Source organism: Achromobacter xylosoxidans (assembly GCF_002192695.1).
GTDB classification, from domain to species: domain Bacteria; phylum Pseudomonadota; class Gammaproteobacteria; order Burkholderiales; family Burkholderiaceae_B; genus Achromobacter; species Achromobacter xylosoxidans_C.
Genome location: NZ_MTLG01000110.1, coordinates 264,861 through 281,649, shown reverse-complemented (window position 1 = coordinate 281,649; position 16,789 = coordinate 264,861). Strand labels below are relative to the sequence as shown.

Here is a 16,789-nt window from a genome sequence, read left to right as displayed (position 1 = left end):
GCTAGTTCCAGGCTGTGTAGTGGCCGATCAATACTGCGACAGGCCCCGGCCGAGCGGCGCAGGAGTCGATTGCCGTGTCGATGTTCGGTAAATCTTGCGGACCGTCCAGGCGCCAATGGTCGATGCCCATGACGTCCAGGACGGGTTCCACCAGATTGACCACGCGGCGACGCGACTGGGCAGGGTCATTCCCCACATTGGAAAACTCCCTGCCGAATTGGCCGATCATCAGCAGCATGGGCAGGCCCGCGTCCAGGCCCAAGGCCCGCAGGCTGTTCAGGCAATTGAGCAAACCCTGGTTCTGGATCAGCACGGCGACTTTGTGTCCGCCGATATGCAGCCCCCCCGCGACGTGGATGGCCTGGTTCTCGTCCGAGCACCGGACGACCTGAAAGCGCGGCGTCCTGTCGATGAGGTCATGGACCGAGAGCTGGACGAAGTCCGGCACGGTCACGATTTTGTGAAAGCCGCGCGCGTCGAGCCGTTCGACGATGGCGGTGGCGGGTATGGAGGCTGGCATGGCGGTCACGGTGTCGTCTCATTTACGCAGTGATCCAAATTCTAGGAATCTGATCAATAATTCACCATTCATATAAATTGATTTATCGATACGAAAAACGGATCGAGAAAATAATGGAAAACGCTGATTCCAACCTGCTCAAACGCCTTAGGATCCGTCACCTGGAGCTGCTCGGCCATTTGCGGGAAGTTTCCACGGTGCACGCCGCCGCCGAGCGCATGCATCTCTCCCAGCCAGCCGTAACGCGCATGATCAAGGAGATTGAGGAGGTCTTCGGCGGCCCGCTCTTTGACCGCATGGCGCGCGGCATCGCCGCGAATCACATCGGCGCTGAACTGATGCGCCGTTCGGATGTCTTGATGGCGGGGTTGGGCGCGGCACAGGAAGAAGCTGCCATCATGAGATCCGGCGGGTCAGGCCTGATCCGGATCGGAACGTTCTCGGGATCCAACATGCTGCCCTCCGGCATCGTGGAACTGCGCCGACGCCTGCCCAGGCTGGCGGTGCAGATCCGCGAGTTCCAGATCGATCTTTTGATCGCGGAACTGCTGCGAGGAGAACTCGATTGCATCGTCGGCGCGCTAGCGCCGGACGAGTTCAACAATGAACGGCTGGACAGGCTGCAGATCCACCTGCTGGCCAGCGACCGCCTCAGCGTGGTGGCGACCCGGACCCACCCGCTTGCACGCCGCAAGAAAGTATCCTGGGCCCAGCTTGCCAACCAGGACTGGATCCTGCCGCCGCGCGGATCGCTGCTGCGACGCGCGGTCATAGCGGCCTGCCTGACCGAGGGAGTCACGCCCCCTCACCCCAGCATCGAATGTCTTTCCACGCTGACGGTGTTGACGTTTCTTCGTTTGGATCCAGGCAGCATCGGACCAATGCGGGAGCACCATGCATTGGAGGAAACCAGACTGAACAAGGAAATGGTCATTCTTGACGTAAGGCCCGGCGCCACCATGCCGCCATTGGCGTTGATTACGCGCAGCGACCCGGAAGCCATGCGTCATCCTGTCAAGGAATTGCTCGAGATCCTCAGGGGCCTGTCGTCGCCCCCCAAAGGGGCCATAGACTAATCTGGCCGCGACTGGAACACAGTCACGACTTCCAGCGCCCCCCAGGCTCGTCGCCTACTTGCCCTTGCGCAGCGACAGCGGCACACCCCAGATCGGGTCTTCCATGCCTTGCTTGCCCAAGGGCGTGATCTGCATCGGTGTCATCTTGGCCAGAAGCTGACGGTGTTCCGCGCTTACGTTCTCAAGCCGCTCGATGTACTTCTGCGTGAATTCCATGGGCGCTGGACGCGTGTAGACGGTCAGATCTTCAAGCGGGCATTCGATCATCTTCGGATCGACCGCGCGGCAGGCGGACTGCCGGTACTTGTAGCTCGGCGTCTTCAGGTGCATGCGCTGGCTCAGCACCAGTTGGCCGCCCTTGAGCGTGAAACTTGCCAGCGCCTGCTGCGGCGGGATGCGGGCCTGCACCTTGATCGCAGGGATATCGCGGGAATCGGTTTCTTCGCGGTAGCCGGCCGCACCGAGCTGCGTGGTCTCGCTGTATTGCTGCTCGCCCCAGCTCACGCAGGCGCCCGAAGCCATGTGCACGGCGGTGCAGACCGTGCGCGTCTTGGTCTCGGTGCCATAGGTAGCGTCGCGCCAGTTGGTTTCCCGGTAGAACTCGCGATAGAGCTCGGGCGACAGATAGGCGGTGCCGTTGGCGCCGCGGCCCGAACCCTCCTTGCCGCTCGCAGCGCCGACCTGGTCAAGCAAGGCATTCAGCTTGTAGTCGTCGCCACCGGTCAGCAGATATTTGCCCGGCGGCAGGATATGCACCTCGAACGCCTGGAACAGATAGGTCGTCTTCTTGTCCCGTTGCAGCGAGTTGGTCTGAAAGCCGCGGCTGAAAGTTATCCGCGGGTCCTTTTCGTACATCCAGATGACGCGCGAGGTCCATTTGGTCATTTCCAACGCGTCGCTCAGCGAACGATGCGGCATGATGTCGGCCACCAGCACCACGGCCATATCGTCCTTCAGCGCCGCGTCGATCAGGTCCAGCAGCTGCGCATAGCGCGGATCGTTTCTGGTGCCTTCGGCGCTTAGGAACGGATGAGGCGCGCAGCCCGACAGGGCCAGCGCGAGCGCCAGGGCGGACAGGGCAAGTCGCGGACGCGTCAGGGTCATGGATCAGTCCTTGGTATGAGCGGGATTGGTCGGTTGAGCGCGCATACTACTGGCTCGGGGCCAGATCGCAATCCTTGCATAGCGGCTGAAACACGCGCCGGCCGGCTCCGATCCGGCGCTCATGCGGACCCGCGCAAGCGCCCGGCCATGCATCGCAGCCGCCAGGCCAGTAACGGCGGGGGCCGCGGCCCCCCGTACTGCCGCGCCGCCTCGCATGGGCGCTCCGATCGCTGACACAAAAGGTTTGAAATTATTTGTTGCGATTGTTTCTCGTCTCGGCGACGCTAGGCGTCGTCCATCGCTATTCCGCCCGGAGACGCCCACCATGTCGCTCGCACTTTACGGCCATCCCTTCTCCTCCTACACGCAGAAGGTGCTGATCGCGCTGTACGAAAACGGCACTCCGTTCGAGTTCCGCTGCATCGGTCCCGACACGCCAGAGCACGCGGCCGAATGGCTGCGGCGCTGGCCCTTGCACAAGTTCCCGCTGCTGGAAGACGGCGGCCGCAACGTCGCCGAGACCAGCATCATCATCGAACATCTGCAGCTGGAGCATCCCGGACCGCAGCGCCTGCTGCCCGCCGATCCCAGGGCGGCGCTGCAGGTGCGCTTCCTGGACCGGTTCTTCGACCTGCACGTCATGAACTGGACGCAGCATGCGGTAGGCGGCGCGCTCTCGGGCGACGAGAACAAGCGGCGGGAAGCGCTGGCCCTGGCGGTGGAAAAGCTGGAAGTCGCCTATGCATGGCTCGAAACGCATCTGGCCGGCAAGACCTGGGCGGCTGGCGAGGACTTCACCCTGGCGGACTGCGCCGCCGCGCCCTCGCTCTTCTATGGCGACTGGACGCACCGTATCGCCGACGCCTATCCAACGTTGCGCGCCTATCGGGCTCGCCTGCTGGCGCGTCCTTCGTTCGCGCGGGCAGTGGAAGAAGCGCGGCCGTACCGGCCGCTGTTCCCGCTGGGCGCGCCGGACCGGGACTGAATCCGGCCCGGCTGGGCATCACTCGTTGCCGGCCGCCATGTCCCATACCTTCTGGGCGATGGGATTTTTCTGTTCCTCGATGATGTGCGCCATCAGGCCCACCGAACGGCCGATCATCGTCAGGGCCTTGCCCAGCTCGGGCGTCAGGCCCATGTCGAGCACGATGGCGCCCTTGGCCCCGGTGGCGTTCAGCGGAATCTTGCGGCCGGACTGGCGGGCGGCCGCCGCGGCCAGCTCCACCGCAAAGCGCGAATAATTGCCGTAATAGCCGCAGTCCCTGGCGATCTCGAACATCTTTTCGCAACGGGGATCGCCGTCCACGTGTATCGGGTGCCCCACGCCGGGAATCTTGCGCTTGGCCGCCTTGTTGGCCGCGACGCATTCCTCGGCATAGCGGCGCAGTTCCTCGTCCGTGTAGCTATCCTGCTTGGGCAGGGCGTCGCGCAGAAAGCGCGCGGCGTATTCGATCACACCCAGGAAGCGGCTGCCGGCGCCCAGCAATCCCGCCGCCAGGGCGCCTTGCATGGCCTCGGGCGCGCCGTGCAGGGTCAGTCGCGCCGACAAGGCGCTGGGCGTAAGGCCGTGGTCGGTCGCGCTCACCAGGAACAGGTTGAGCATGGTCTTGAGCTGGGGCGTGGGGAACTCGCCCAACAGCTCCAGGGCCAGCACGTCGATGAAATCGCGCTGGAACAGGTCCTGCACCAGATCATGGCCTCGCACCAGGATGGTATGGGCGTCGCCGCCTCCGATCTTGCTGTCGAACATCTTGAATCTCCGTATTTTTTTGTGCAGGGGCCGCCCTGATGGCGAACAGCCCCTGGACCTGCTTGCTATTCGATGACCGCGTCCAGGGCCACCACGCCCCGGCCCTCGTCCAACACCACCAGCGGGTTGACTTCCAGCGATTGCACGTTATCGCCCAGGGTGCTGAACAAGGCCGCGATGCGCTGCACGGCATCCACCAGGGCCGCCCTGTCGCGCGCCGGCAGGCCGCGATGGCTGGCCAGGCGGCGCGCGATGCGCGTCTGGTCCAGCGCGCGCTCGATCTGCTTGCGGCTGGCCGGCAGATGGCAGCGCGCCACGTCGGCCTCGACCTCCACCCACACGCCGCCCGCGCCCACGCTCAGCACCGGGCCGAAGACCTCGTCGCGATGCAGGCCCACCAGCATTTCCACGCCGTCGACCACCATCTCCGACACCAGCACGCCGCGGATGGCCGCGGCGGGCACCTGATGCCGAGCGGCGTTCGCGAGAATGTTCTCAAAGGCCTGGCGCACTTCGGCTTCATCGCGCAGCCCCAGCTGCACGCCGCCGACCTCGCTCTTGTGCAGCACGCCGTCGGCCACCAGTTTGAGCGCCACCGGGAAGCCGATGGCGCGCGCCGCCGCGGCCGCCTCTTGCGCCGTGGCTGCCTGGGATTCGCGGGGTGCGCGCACGCCGTACTGCGCCAGCAGCGCCTTGGCCTGCGCTTCGTTGCACGGTAGCGGCACGGCAGGCGTGGCAGCCGGCAAGCCCGCGGGCGGGGCGTCCTGGACCTCGTCTACCGTCTGGTCCGCGTACGCGCTAACGCGCTTGAGCGCCTGCATGGCGTTGCGCAGGCTGTAGACCGGCGCGAATCCTTCCTGGATAAGCAGGTCGTGCGCCGGCCCGCGGCGGCTGCTCATCCAGACTGGCACGAAGGCCTTGGCGCCGCCCTGTGCGACCGCCAGCATGTTGCGCACCAGTCCTTCGGTGCTGGCCGAATAATTGGAGGTGATGGGATAGAGCACGGCGTCCACGCCCGGGTCCGCGAACAGCGGCGCCAGGCAGCGCCGCGCCAGATCCGGATCGGTGAGCGCCTTGGTGGTCAGGTCCACGGGATTGGTCAGGGCCGCGTAGGCGGGCGCGTGCCGCGCCATCTCGACCACGGTTTCATCCGCCAGCACGGCCATGGCCAACCCGGCTTCGCCCACCTTGTCGGCCGACAGCACGCCCGCGCCGCCCGACGACGAGTACACGCAGATATTGCGCAGGCGGCGCACGCCCACGCGCGATATCAGGCTGGCGACGTCCAGCAGCTCGTCCAGGTCTTCCACGCGGATGACGCCGTACTGCGAGAACACCGCGTCGTTGACGGCGTCCTCGCCGGCCAGCGACGCGGTATGCGACTGCGCCGCCTTCTTGCCGAAATCCGAACGGCCGATCTTCAGCGCGATCAACGGCTTGCCCGCGCGGCGCGCGGCGGCGGCGGCCGCGATGAAACGCGGGCCGCTGCGTATGCCCTCCATCACGGTGCAGATCAAGTCGGTGCCTGGGTCACGCGCCAGCCAGTTGATGAAGTCCGCGCTGTCCAGGTCCAGTTCGTTACCGGTGGAGAACCAGCGCGAAAAACACACGCCGCGCTCGTTGCCCTGCATGAGCGAACGGCCCAGGCCGCCGCCCTGCGTCACCAGACCGATGCGCGAGAGCTTGCCGGTCCTGCCGTCGTTGCGGAATTCGGTGGAAAAAGTCAGGCCCAGGCGCGGCGCCAGCATGGTCATGCCCGCGCAGTTGGGACCGTACAGCCGCATGCCGCTGCGCTGCGCCAGCGCCAGCATCTCGGCCTCGACCGTGCGCCCCGCCTCGCCCAGTTCAGCGAAGCCGCCGGTGAACACGATGACGTAGCGCACGCCCTTGTCGGCGCAGGCGCGCAGCGTGGCGACGGCGGATTCGGCCGGCACCAGCAGTAGCGCCACGTCGATGCCTTGCGCCGGCACCGCATCCACGCTGGCGTGCAAGGGCTTGCCGAACAGCTCGCCGCCCTTGGGGTTGACCAGGTGCACCTCGCCGTCGAAATCCGAGTGCTCCAGCACATTGACCACGGTGGTGTGGCCCAGCGTGCCCGGCTTGCTGGAAGCGCCCACGATCATGACCGAGCGCGGCCGCGTCAGCTCCACCAGATCATCGAAGCGGACGTTGGGATCGAACTGGGAAGGACTGGCGCTCATGCGGCCTCCGGTCGGCATTTCATCAGGGTGGTCCATTCCGACTCCACCACGACCTCGCCGTTCTGGTTCTTCACCGTGCGCAGCATGGTCACGCGACCCGTGCCGGGGCGCTTCTGCGACAGCGTCTTCTCGCCTATGCTCAATTCGACATGGATGGTGTCGCCGATGAGCACCGGCTTGCGCCACACGCAGCGCAGCTCGGTCAGCGCCAGCCGGGTGCCGTCCATCAGACGGTACACAGGCATGCGGGTGGTCAGGCCCGAGGCAATCGCCAGGGTCAGCATGCCGTGCGCGGCGCGCTGACCGAAGGGATGGCTGGCGGCGAACACGGCATCCGTGTGCAGCGCGTTGTAGTCGCCCGATAGCCCGGCGAACTGCACTACATCCGCTTCGGTGACCGTGCGGCGCGGACTTTCCCAGGACTGCCCGGACGCCAGGTCCTCGAAGTACAGGCGGCGGCCCAGGTGTTCGTCCAGATCGAATGGCGTGCTCATGCGTAACGCCCTCCCGTCACGTGCACGGTCTCGCCCGTGGTGAAGCCGGCCAGGCGCGACGCCAGGAAGGCTACTGTCGCGGCCACGTCGGCCGGGTCGCCCAGGCGGCCGACCGGCGTGTTGGTCTTGGCGCGTTCGGTCAGCTCTTGGTAGTCGGGGCGCTGCTGCATGCGCGGGGTCGAAATGACGCCAGGGGCGACCGCGTTGGCGGTGATGCCGAACTTGCCGGACTCCAGCGCCAGCGAACGGGTGAAACCGATCAGTCCCGCCTTGGCGGCCGAGTAATTGGTCTGCCCCGGATTTCCCAGGTGGGCGCGCGAGGCAATGTTGACGACGCGGCCGAAGCGCTGCTCCATCATCAGCGGCAACACGGCGCGGGAGCAATGGAATGCCCCCTGCAACGTCACGTCCAGCACCGCGTGCCAGTCTTCTTCCGACATCTTGGTCAGGTAGCGGTCGCGCGCGAAGCCCGCGTTGTTGACCAGGATGTCCACCTTGTTCCAGCGCTCGACCGCCTGCTGCACGGCGCGGCCGACCTCGTCCTTGTTCGTCACGTCGGCGCGCACGCCCAGGACGTTTCCGCCCAAGGCAGACAATTCGGCGCAGGCGGATTCGATCGCCGCTTCATTGGCGTCGCACACCACCACGTTGCAGCCTTCCTGCACGAAGCGCCTGGCCATTGCCATGCCCAGCGTGCCCGCGCCGCCCGTGATGAAAGCGGTGCAACCATTCAGTTCCAGATCCATGATGCCATTCCATTCGAGTTTCAATGTTCCTGCCGCGCCGGGCCCGCCCGGGCCCGGCGTTCAATCGACCTGCAGCCGCGCCTGTTCCACCAGAGCCTGGGCGCCGGCCCGCTCCTTGGCCCAGAAGGCCGCGAAGGCTTCGGGCGTGCTGCCCACCAGCGGCGTGTAGATGCGCGCGAAGCGCTCCTGCACTTCGGGCATCTGCAGGGTGTCGCGCAAGGCCTTGGAGAACTTGTCGACGATGAGCTGCGGCGTGCCTGCCGGCATGACCACGGCCTGCCAGGTCGTCACCTTGAAGCCGGGCACGCCGGACTCGGCCACCGTGGGCACGTCGGGCATGTCGGCCACGCGCTGGTCGCCGCTGACGGCAAGCGCGCGCAGCGTGCCTTCCTTGATGAAGGGCGCGGTGGTCGAGCGGCTGTCCACCATGAAGGACAAACGCCCGGCGATCAGGTCCTGCAAGGCAGGCGCGCTGCCCTTGTAGGGCACGTGCGTCATGGGTGCGTTCAGGGCCAGCGACAACGCTGCGCCCGCCACGTGCATGGAACTGCCATGTCCGGCGGATCCATACGACAAACCCGCGTCGGGCTTCTTCGCCGCCTGCACCAAGTCCTGCATGGTCTGGAACGGCGAAGACTTCGGCACCACCACCACCAACGGCGAATCGGTCAATTGCGTGACCGGCACGAAGGCCTTGCCCGGATCGACCTGCACACCCTTGTAGAGATAGGTGTTGATGGCCAGCGGTCCGACGTTGGCCCACAGCGCCGTGTAGCCGTCGGGTTCGGCCGTGGCGACCGCCTGGTTGGCGATGTTGCCGTTGGCGCCGGGCTTGTAGATCGGCACCACGGGCTGCCCGAGCTTTTTCGACAGCTCGTCCTGCACCATCTTGAAAGCGATGTCCGAAGCGCCCCCGGGCGCGAAACCGATAACCATGCGGATGGGCCGGTCGGGCCATTCCGCGTGCGCGCCGGCCGCCAGCATGCAGGCGGCCAGGCCCGAGGCCAGCTTGACGATGAACTTCATGTTGTCTCCTGTGGGCGCCACGCTAGATCGTGGTGTCGTACTTGACGTTCTTGAGCTGGGTGTTTTCGTAGATGGCTTCCAGCCCGCGTTCCTTGCCGATGCCGGACTGCTTGTAGCCGCCGAACGGCGCGTCGAACGACGTCCGCAGGCCGGTGTTGATGGCCACGCTGCCCGACTGCAGGCTGCGGGCCATGCGCAGGGCGCGGCCGCCATCGCGCGTGTACAGCACCGCTGCCAGGCCGTAGCGCGTGTCGTTGGCGATGCGCAGGGCGTCGGCCTCGTCGCGAAAGCCGATCACGGATTGCACCGGGCCAAAGATCTCGTCCTGCGCGCTCTGCATGCGCGCATGCGAGTTCAGCAGCAGCGTGGGCGGCACGAAGTAGCCATTGGCGGTGTCGCCTTCGAGCTGCATCTTGCCGTGGCGCACCGGTTGCGCGCCCTCTTCCTGCGCCAGCGTCACGTACTTTTCGACGCGCTGCTTCTGGGCCGCGCTGACCAAGGGCCCCATCTCGGTGGCGGGGTCCGCGGGCGAGCCGATGCGCACGGCGTCCAGGCGCTGCTGCAGCAGGCCGAGGAATTCCTCGCGCACGGAATCCTGCACCAGCAGGCGCGTGCAGGCGATGCAGACCTGGCCGGAATTCTTGATGATGTCGCCCGCGGCCACGGCCGCGGCCTTGTCCAGCGGCGCATCTTCGAACACGATCAACGGCGATTTGCCGCCCAATTCCAGCGTGACTCGCTTCACGTCCGCGGCCGCGGCCGCCTGGATGCGCGCGCCGGTCACCGTGCCGCCCGTGAACGACACGCGCGACACCAGCGGATGCGTAACCAACTGCTGGCCCACCGTGCCGCCCGGGCCGTTGACCACGTTGATCACGCCAGGCGGAAAGCCGGCCTCCTCGAACAATCGCGCCAGCGCCATGGTGGACAGCGGCGTCACTTCCGAGGGCTTGAGAATGACCGTGTTGCCCGCGGCCAGCGCCGGACCGAGCTTGTTCACGGTCAGGGTCATCGGGTAATTCCACGGCATGATGAGCGCGCACACGCCCAGCGGCTCGCGTATCGTGAAATTGAGCACGTCGGCATTGCCCACCGGTATGGTCTCGCCGCGCAGGGCCGGGATGATGCCCGCGAAGTACTCCAGCGACGCCGGCATGCCCTTGAGCGAATCCAGCGAATGCGTGATGGGCTTGCCCACGTTCAGCGTTTCGATCCAAGCGAGCTTTTCGCGGTCGCGCTCGAACAACTCGGCCAGGCGCCGCAGCAGCTTGCCGCGCTGGGCCGGGGTGGTCTTGCGCCAGTGCGTTTCAAAGGCGCTGTGCGCGGCCTGCACTGCGGCATCGACGTCGGCGGCCGACGCCTCATGCACGCTCGCCAGCACCTGCGCCGTGGCCGGATTGCAGGTATCGAACGTGCGGCCTTCGGCGCCGGCGCGCCAGTTTTCCCCGATCAGCAGATCATAGGGGCGGGAATCAATGACATCCATGCGGGCGCTCCTTACGCGGCCATTTGCAGGTATAGGGATTGGATTTCTTCAGGCGCGAGCACGCGCGGATTGATGGGCATGGACGCGCTCAGCATGGCTTGGCTGGCCAACTGCGCGGCATCCTGCTCCGACAGCGCCAAGCCGGCAAAGCGCAGAGGGATGCCCGCCAGCCTCGCCAGCGACTCGACCGCCTCGATCAGGGCCAGGGCGTCCTGCTGTTCATCGCCCGTTGCGGCAATGCCCAGCGCGCGCGCGGCGTCGGCGTATGGCGCGGCCGCGGTCTGCGCCGTATGGCGCGCCACCACGCTGAAGATCGGACCCAGCACTTCCGCATGCGCCATGTGGACGCGCGACTCCAGCGGCGTGCACATGGCGTGCACGGCATCGACCTTGCTCATGCCGATGGCAAGCCCCGCCATATAGGCGCCCATCTGCATGTCGGCGCGCGCACGCAGGCTGTCCGGCGCGCGCAGCACGTCGGGCAGCGCCCGCATGCACAGGCGCAGGGCCTGCAAGGCCATGGCCTTGCCGACGGGAGAAGGATCGGTGTTGATCCAGGCGCCCAGCGCATGCAGCACGGCGTCGAAGCCGCCCTGCGCGGTGGGGCGCGACGGCAGGCTGAGCGTGAGTTCGGGTTGCAGCGCCACCAGGGACGGACGCGCGCGCAGGGAGCGGTACAGGCGCTTGCGCCCGTCGTCGCCCTGGATCAGCGCGGCCGAGCTGCTTTCGCTGCCTGTGCCCGAAGTCGTGGGCACGGCGATGAAGAGCGGGTCGGCGCCCTCGGCGGCAGAGTTCAGCCAGGCCTGTCCTCGCGGCGCCTGCAGTTCGTCGGCGTCGAAGCCACCCGCGAGGCAGGCGTAGACCGCCTTGGCCACGTCGATGGCGCTGCCCCCGCCCACGGCCAGCACGCTCGCGCAGCCCCGTTCGCGCGCCACGCGCAGCGCCGCCCGCACCTGATCCAGGGCGGGATTGGGCACCACGCCGTCATGGACATGCCATTGCAGTCCCGGCACGGCGGCAAGCGCCGCTTCGACGGCGGATCCCGCCGCGCCCCAGGTGCCGGCATCGGTCACCACCAGCGGCAGGCGCAGGCGTGCGCCCGCGGCCGCCAAGGTTCTGGCCAGGGCGTCCCCGCCCCAATGGCAAACGCCAGGCCAGGCCATCACGCCCTGGGCCTGTGGCGCACAATCCTGCTGACCGCTCATTCGTCCTCCTGATCTTGCATAATTTGCTATGCGAATTTATAATTCATTTAGTGAATTGATCATAAAAAAGGAGCTTGCCCATGTCAAGAGCCTCGACTCGCGCGTCCAAGAACGACGTCACCGAAGACTCCGCGGAACCCGACCGCCAGTTCGTCACCGCGCTGGCCCGCGGGCTGGACATCCTGCGCTGCTTCAGCGCCGAACGGCGCATGCTGGGCACGACGGAGCTGGCCCATCTGACCGGCCTGGCACAGCCCACGGTCTGGCGGCTGTGCCATACCCTGCAGAAGACCGGGTTCCTCGCCGCAGTGCCGGGCAAGGACAAGCTGCAGCTGGGCATCGCCGCCATCGCGCTGGGCGGCGCGGCGCTGGCGGGACAGGAAGCGCTGGACGTCATCCGGCCGATGCTGCAGGCGCTGGCCGACCGCTATCAGGTGGCGGTGGCGCTGGGACGGCGCGACGGCGACAGCATCGTCTACCTGCTGCGCTGCCAGGGGAATTCGCCTCTGCTGATGAATCTGCGCGTGGGTTCGCGCATCCCGCTGTTCCACAGCGCGATCGGCTGGGCCTACCTGGCCTGCTGCTCGCCCGAGGAACGCGAGGCCCTGCTGCAAGAAGCCCGCGCGTCCGGCAAGGCCGGCGACGCCGCGGAGCAGCAAGCCATCGCCGACGCCATCGCCCAATATCCGGAGCGCGGCTTCGTTTATCACGAGCGCCCCGCCTACCAGATCAACACGGTGGCCGCCGCCATCGAACTGCCTGCGGGCGAACGCTACGTGGTCAGTTGCGGCGGCCCGGCGGCGCTGCTGCCCCGTCAACTGATGCTGGACGAAGCCGGCCCCACGCTGCGGCAGCTGGCGCACGAACTGCAGCCCATCCTGCTGATGGGGAGGCACGTGTGAACCAGCCTCGCCCTCCGGCCATTCCGCAACGCTGGCCCACCCGCATCACCGAACTGATGGGCATACGCTGGCCGCTGCTGCTGGGCGGCATGATGTGGCTGTCGGATGCGCGGCTGGTGGCGGCCATGGTGCGCGCCGGCGGCATGGGCTTCATCACCGCGCGCAGCTCGCGCACGGACCAGGACTTCCGGCAGGCGCTGCGCGATTGCGGCGAACTGACGGGCGGCCTGCCGTTCGGCGTCAACCTCACGCTGTCGCGCCGCGCGGCCAACAATGAGTCCATGCTGACGCGGTTGCGCATCGCGCTCGACGAAGGCGTGCGCCTCTTCGAAACGGCGGGCCTGCCGCCCACGCCGCTGCTGCCCGCGCTGCGCGAGGCCGGCGCCATCGTCATCCACAAGTGCGCGCACGTGCGCCATGCCGTCGCCGCGCAGAACATGGGCGTGGACGCGGTGACGCTGGTCGGCATGGAAGAAGGCGGCCACCCCGGCAGCAACCAGCTGCCCACTTTCCTCAATGGCGCCTATGCCCTGGAACAGCTGCGCATTCCGCTGGCGCTGGGCGGCGGCATCGGCCACGGCCGGCAGATCGCCGCGGCGCTGGCCCTGGGCGCCGACGCGGTGGTGATGGGCAGCGTCTTCACGCCGGCGCAGGAAACCCCGGCGCACGCGGCATACAAGCAGCGCGTAATCGAAACCAGCGAGCACGGCACCCGCGCCGTGCTCGGCAGCCTGGGCGATACCTGGCGCATTCTCGACAACGAAAATGCCCGCAAGGTCGCCGCCTTGGAACAGGCCGGCGCAAACAGCTACACGGACTTCGGCGAACTGATCAGCGGCGAGCGCACTCAGGCCCTGGCCTACCAGGCGGGACAGCACGAAGAAGGCATGCTGTCCATGGGACCGGCGGTGGGCTTTGCCCGCAACATCGAACCCGTCGAAAGCATCGTCCGGCGGCTGCAGCAGGAATGCGTGCAGGCCAGCGCGCGCTTCATGCGCATGGTCGATTCCGCCTGACTTCCCGCCCGCGCCAACGGGCCGTTCCACATCCCTCGCATCCCTGCCCCGCCCTGCGCGCGGCAGGGATTTTTCATGCGCCTGCGCGGCCGGATCTAGCCACCGACCAAACAACCGTTATTGCGGCGCCCCGGCGGCCGCAGTATCATCAATTCATTAAACGAATTATTAATTCGCAATGCGAATAATGAAGCGGGTCACCCAAGAATCCGCCAGCGCAACGCAAGCGCGCTCAACCCAGAAAAACAGGAGACAGGAATGAAGTTCAGCAAGATGGTGGCGGCAGCCCTGCTGGCCGCGGGCTTCGCGGCGGCGGCCTCGGCCGCGGAATGGCCGGACAAGCCGATACGCGCGGTGATCGGATTTGCGCCGGGGGGACCTTCCGACATCGCGTTCAAGATGATGCAGGACGAGCTGAGCAAGAAGCTCGGTCAGCCCGTCATCCCGGAATACAAGCCCGGCGCAAACGGCAATCTCTCGCTGCTGGCCGCAGCCAGCGCGCCCGCCGACGGCTACACCATCCTCTGGACCAACGCGGCCACCATCGCCGTCAACCAGTACCTGTACAAGGACCTGAAGATCGACCCGGCCCAGGCCTTCGCGCCCGTCGCGCAACTGACCGATTCGCCGCTGGTGGTAGTGGTGCCCAAGGATTCGCCCTACCAGACCATGGCGGACCTGATCAAGGCGATCAAGGCGGACAAGCAGGCGACGATCACCTACGGATCGCCGGGCTACGGCAGTTCGGCGCACACCGCGGCGTCCTCGCTCGCGCTGGCCTTGGACACCAAGCTCACGCACGTGCCGTACAAGGGCAGCGCGCCCGCGCTGCAGGACCTGATCGCCGGACGGCTGACCTTCATGATCGACAGCCGTTCCAGTTCCCTGCCCTACATCAAGGACGGCATGCTGCGCCCCCTGGCGGTCAGCGGCGCCACCCGCGTCAAGGATCTGCCGGACCTGCCCACCATCGCCGAATCCGGCGTTCCGGGCTTCAAGGTCACCACCTGGCAGGCCGTGGTCGTCCCCGCCGGCACCCCCAAGCCCATCATCGACAAGCTGGCCCGGGCGCTGGAAGAGACCGCCGCCATGCCCATCGTGCAGGAACGCTTCGAACGCATCGCCACCCCGCTGGTCAGCAGTTCGCCCGAGGCGTTCGCCAAATTCTGGGCGGAGCACCGCGAGGCCACCCGCGACCTGGTGGAACGCGCCAACCTGAAGCTGGAGTGAACGCATGAGCAACATCGACCTGACGCCCGAGCAGCAGGAACTGCAGCACAGCATCCGCCGCTTCATGCTGGCGGAAGTGGCGCCCATCGTCGCGCAGCACGAAAAGTCGCGGACCTTTCCGTTTGAACTGATGCCCAAGCTGGCGGAACTCGGCTACCTGGGCGGCAACCTGCCGGAAGACCAGGGCGGGCACGGCATCGACATGCCCACCTGGGCCATGATGATGGAAGAGCTGGGCTACCACTGGCTATCGCTGCGCACCATCGTCAACATCACCAACGGCTCCATCAAGCGCCTGGCCGCCCACGGTTCGCCGGCGCAGAAAGAGCAGTACCTCAAGCCGCTCATGGCCGGCCGCCTCAAGGCCTGCACCGGCCTGACGGAGCCGAACACCGGTTCCAACATCGCCGGCATCCAGACGCGGGCCGACCTGGTCGGCGACGAGTGGGTGCTGAACGGCCGCAAGCTGTGGATCACCAACGGCTGCGACGCGGACTTCGCCATGGTGGTCGCGCGCACCTACAGCCCCACCTGCGAGGGCAAGTTGTCGACCTTCATCGTCGAACGCGCCCTGGCCAACTACGACGTGCGCAAGCTCGACACCATGGTCCTGCGCTGCACCGGCACGGCCGAACTGGGCTTTGCCGACGTGCGCATCCCAAGGGAAAACCTGGTCGGCGTGGAAGGCGCGGCGCTCGCCGGCACGCTCAAGGGCCTGGACGCCGCGCGCCTGAACATCGCCATGGGCGCCGTCGGCGCCGCGCAGGCGGCCTTGGACATGTCCATCGACTATGCCAAGCAGCGCGAGCAGTTCGGCCGCCCCATCGGCAGCTTCCAGCTGGTGCAGAAGCACATCGTCGACATGACGGTCCGCGTCGAAGCGGCGCGCGCCCTGGGCATGCGCGCGGCCCACGCGCTGGAAGCGGGCAAGGACGTGCGCCAAGCCTGCTCCATCGCCAAGCTCTACGCCACCGAGGCCGCCCACGAAGTGGCCAACATGGCGCTGCAAGTGCATGGCGGGCTGGGCTATTCGGAGGAGTATCCGATCGAGCGCATCTTCCGCGATACGCGCGGCGGCATGATTCCCGAAGGCACGACGGAGATCCAGACGCTGATCGCGGGGCGGGAAATCCTGGGGATGAACGCGATAGCCTAGGCTGTGCAAGCGAGACTGACGGCCGGTCGCCAACCCGGCCATCATCTCGCGCCTAGCGGCGAACCTCGAGGTACTGGCTCGGAGTCGTGCCCAGCACCCTACGGAATGCGGCGACGAACGCGCTGGCGCTTTCGTAGCCCAGATCCAACGCAACCCGGGTCACCGGCTGCCCTCTGCTCAAGCGCTCGATGGCCGCCAGCAAGCAAACCTGCTGTCGCCACTGCCCAAAGCTGACGCCCGTCTGCACGCGAAAGTTCCGGGTGAAAGATCGCCGGCTCATTCCGGCATCAGCTGCCATCACATCCAACCCTATTGCCGTCGATGGCGCATCAAACAGCTTTCGGCACACCCGGGCAAGGCGGGGATCGCTCGGCAATGGCGCATGCAGCGACAGCTGCGGCATCGACGCGATTTCGGCAACGAGCAGGTCCATCAGCATTCCGGCGCGCCCCTCGACGTCGTACATGGCGGGCAAATCAACCGACTCCTCGAGCAATTGCCTGAGCAGAACCGAAACACCATAAACGCTGCAATAGTCCGGCATCTGTCCGGCATTCACATCGTTCATGGAGAGGAAAACATTGAGCATCGTCACCTGTCCGCTCATGGTCATTTCATGCGCGATACCGGCGGGGATCCAGCATGCTCGCTGCGGCGGTACCAGCCAGCGCCCCGCGGACGTGGCTACGCTGATCGCGCCACGGGCGGCGAACGCGAACTGGCCGCGCCGATGCGCGTGCACCGGAAACGTAGAACCGGCCGCGAACTCATTCGCGGTCGCGACCACGTTTCTCGGAATGTCCTCGTAGGGGTCGACCAAGGTGTTTCGCATGGCCCAAATTCTATATTCTTTGACCCGGAACAGGCGGCGGGCCAG

The 16,789-nt window shown here is 66.6% G+C and carries 16 protein-coding genes; 6 read left to right on the top strand and 10 right to left on the bottom strand.

What is annotated here, in order from left to right; all coding sequences use genetic code 11:
* Position 1: 1 nt before the first annotated feature.
* Entirely contained in the window at positions 2 to 520 is a 519-nt protein-coding gene (locus BRO63_RS27105) for a thiamine pyrophosphate-binding protein (RefSeq protein ID WP_256943419.1), read from the bottom strand.
* A gap of 113 nt (positions 521 to 633) precedes the next feature.
* Here BRO63_RS27105 and BRO63_RS27100 point away from each other — a divergent pair, with 113 nt between their 5' ends.
* Positions 634 to 1,596 (top strand): LysR family transcriptional regulator, encoded by a 963-nt coding sequence (locus tag BRO63_RS27100; RefSeq protein WP_143219517.1) that lies wholly within the window; start codon positions 634 to 636, stop codon positions 1,594 to 1,596.
* A 54-nt stretch (positions 1,597 to 1,650) separates the two neighbouring features.
* Here BRO63_RS27100 and BRO63_RS27095 read toward each other — a convergent pair whose 3' ends face one another.
* Complete coding sequence (locus BRO63_RS27095) at positions 1,651 to 2,700, bottom strand: hypothetical protein (protein WP_088142738.1); 1,050 nt, start codon at positions 2,698 to 2,700, stop codon at positions 1,651 to 1,653.
* 325 nt (positions 2,701 to 3,025) lie between these two features.
* Between BRO63_RS27095 and BRO63_RS27090 the strand changes: the two genes are divergently transcribed.
* The gene (locus tag BRO63_RS27090) at positions 3,026 to 3,685 is read left to right on the top strand and encodes a glutathione S-transferase family protein (protein ID WP_088142737.1); all 660 of its coding nucleotides are present in this window, start codon (positions 3,026 to 3,028) and stop codon (positions 3,683 to 3,685) included.
* A gap of 18 nt (positions 3,686 to 3,703) precedes the next feature.
* Here BRO63_RS27090 and BRO63_RS27085 read toward each other — a convergent pair whose 3' ends face one another.
* The 7 genes from BRO63_RS27085 to BRO63_RS27055 form a co-directional block, all read right to left on the bottom strand.
* Complete coding sequence (locus BRO63_RS27085) at positions 3,704 to 4,450, bottom strand: citryl-CoA lyase (RefSeq protein WP_054451836.1); 747 nt, start codon at positions 4,448 to 4,450, stop codon at positions 3,704 to 3,706.
* Between the two features lie 65 nt (positions 4,451 to 4,515).
* Positions 4,516 to 6,651 carry an acetate--CoA ligase family protein gene (locus tag BRO63_RS27080; RefSeq protein WP_088142736.1) on the bottom strand — a complete coding sequence of 712 codons (2,136 nt, stop codon included), beginning with the start codon at positions 6,649 to 6,651 and terminating at the stop codon, positions 4,516 to 4,518.
* On the bottom strand, positions 6,648 to 7,145 hold the full coding sequence (locus BRO63_RS27075; RefSeq protein ID WP_054451838.1) for a MaoC family dehydratase: 498 nt from the start codon (positions 7,143 to 7,145) through the stop codon (positions 6,648 to 6,650). Before BRO63_RS27075 ends, BRO63_RS27080 begins: the two co-directional genes overlap by 4 nt.
* Entirely contained in the window at positions 7,142 to 7,891 is a 750-nt protein-coding gene (locus BRO63_RS27070) for an SDR family oxidoreductase (protein WP_088142805.1), read from the bottom strand. The genes BRO63_RS27075 and BRO63_RS27070 overlap by 4 nt, the downstream gene beginning before the upstream one ends.
* A gap of 60 nt (positions 7,892 to 7,951) precedes the next feature.
* Complete coding sequence (locus tag BRO63_RS27065; RefSeq protein WP_088142735.1) at positions 7,952 to 8,917, bottom strand: Bug family tripartite tricarboxylate transporter substrate binding protein; 966 nt, start codon at positions 8,915 to 8,917, stop codon at positions 7,952 to 7,954.
* A gap of 22 nt (positions 8,918 to 8,939) precedes the next feature.
* Complete coding sequence (locus BRO63_RS27060; protein WP_088142734.1) at positions 8,940 to 10,403, bottom strand: aldehyde dehydrogenase family protein; 1,464 nt, start codon at positions 10,401 to 10,403, stop codon at positions 8,940 to 8,942.
* Between the two features lie 11 nt (positions 10,404 to 10,414).
* Positions 10,415 to 11,608, bottom strand: a complete 1,194-nt coding sequence (locus tag BRO63_RS27055; protein WP_088142733.1) for an iron-containing alcohol dehydrogenase family protein — start codon at positions 11,606 to 11,608, stop codon at positions 10,415 to 10,417.
* An 80-nt stretch (positions 11,609 to 11,688) separates the two neighbouring features.
* On the opposite strand from BRO63_RS27055, the gene BRO63_RS27050 reads away from it, so the two are divergent.
* The 4 genes from BRO63_RS27050 to BRO63_RS27035 all read left to right on the top strand — a co-directional run bounded on the left by BRO63_RS27050 (position 11,689) and on the right by BRO63_RS27035 (position 15,912).
* Positions 11,689 to 12,510, top strand: a complete 822-nt coding sequence (locus BRO63_RS27050; RefSeq protein WP_088142732.1) for an IclR family transcriptional regulator — start codon at positions 11,689 to 11,691, stop codon at positions 12,508 to 12,510.
* A complete protein-coding gene (locus tag BRO63_RS27045) occupies positions 12,507 to 13,526 on the top strand; it encodes an NAD(P)H-dependent flavin oxidoreductase (protein WP_088142731.1) in 1,020 nt (339 codons plus the stop codon). The genes BRO63_RS27050 and BRO63_RS27045 overlap by 4 nt, the downstream gene beginning before the upstream one ends.
* A 258-nt stretch (positions 13,527 to 13,784) precedes the next feature.
* Positions 13,785 to 14,756, top strand: coding sequence for a Bug family tripartite tricarboxylate transporter substrate binding protein (locus BRO63_RS27040; protein ID WP_088142730.1), 972 nt, complete (start codon positions 13,785 to 13,787; stop codon positions 14,754 to 14,756).
* Between the two features lie 4 nt (positions 14,757 to 14,760).
* Entirely contained in the window at positions 14,761 to 15,912 is a 1,152-nt protein-coding gene (locus tag BRO63_RS27035; protein ID WP_088142729.1) for an acyl-CoA dehydrogenase family protein, read from the top strand.
* A gap of 52 nt (positions 15,913 to 15,964) precedes the next feature.
* On the opposite strand, the gene BRO63_RS27030 is transcribed toward BRO63_RS27035, so the two are convergent.
* Positions 15,965 to 16,744, bottom strand: a complete 780-nt coding sequence (locus BRO63_RS27030) for an AraC family transcriptional regulator (protein ID WP_088142804.1) — start codon at positions 16,742 to 16,744, stop codon at positions 15,965 to 15,967.
* Positions 16,745 to 16,789 lie beyond the last annotated feature (45 nt).

Bases quoted from the DNA above. Each gene is read 5' to 3' on its own strand.
- BRO63_RS27035 (WP_088142729.1), top strand. From the start codon at position 14,761: ATGAGCAACATCGACCTGACGCCCGAGCAGCAGGAACTGCAGCACAGC.
- BRO63_RS27095 (WP_088142738.1), bottom strand. From the start codon at position 2,700: ATGACCCTGACGCGTCCGCGACTTGCCCTGTCCGCCCTGGCGCTCGCG.
- BRO63_RS27050 (WP_088142732.1), top strand. From the start codon at position 11,689: ATGTCAAGAGCCTCGACTCGCGCGTCCAAGAACGACGTCACCGAAGAC.
- BRO63_RS27070 (WP_088142805.1), bottom strand. From the start codon at position 7,891: ATGGATCTGGAACTGAATGGTTGCACCGCTTTCATCACGGGCGGCGCG.
- BRO63_RS27105 (WP_256943419.1), bottom strand. From the start codon at position 520: ATGCCAGCCTCCATACCCGCCACCGCCATCGTCGAACGGCTCGACGCG.
- BRO63_RS27030 (WP_088142804.1), bottom strand. From the start codon at position 16,744: ATGCGAAACACCTTGGTCGACCCCTACGAGGACATTCCGAGAAACGTG.
- BRO63_RS27040 (WP_088142730.1), top strand. From the start codon at position 13,785: ATGAAGTTCAGCAAGATGGTGGCGGCAGCCCTGCTGGCCGCGGGCTTC.
- BRO63_RS27065 (WP_088142735.1), bottom strand. From the start codon at position 8,917: ATGAAGTTCATCGTCAAGCTGGCCTCGGGCCTGGCCGCCTGCATGCTG.
- BRO63_RS27075 (WP_054451838.1), bottom strand. From the start codon at position 7,145: ATGAGCACGCCATTCGATCTGGACGAACACCTGGGCCGCCGCCTGTAC.
- BRO63_RS27080 (WP_088142736.1), bottom strand. From the start codon at position 6,651: ATGAGCGCCAGTCCTTCCCAGTTCGATCCCAACGTCCGCTTCGATGAT.
- BRO63_RS27090 (WP_088142737.1), top strand. From the start codon at position 3,026: ATGTCGCTCGCACTTTACGGCCATCCCTTCTCCTCCTACACGCAGAAG.
- BRO63_RS27100 (WP_143219517.1), top strand. From the start codon at position 634: ATGGAAAACGCTGATTCCAACCTGCTCAAACGCCTTAGGATCCGTCAC.
- BRO63_RS27060 (WP_088142734.1), bottom strand. From the start codon at position 10,403: ATGGATGTCATTGATTCCCGCCCCTATGATCTGCTGATCGGGGAAAAC.
- BRO63_RS27085 (WP_054451836.1), bottom strand. From the start codon at position 4,450: ATGTTCGACAGCAAGATCGGAGGCGGCGACGCCCATACCATCCTGGTG.
- BRO63_RS27055 (WP_088142733.1), bottom strand. From the start codon at position 11,608: ATGAGCGGTCAGCAGGATTGTGCGCCACAGGCCCAGGGCGTGATGGCC.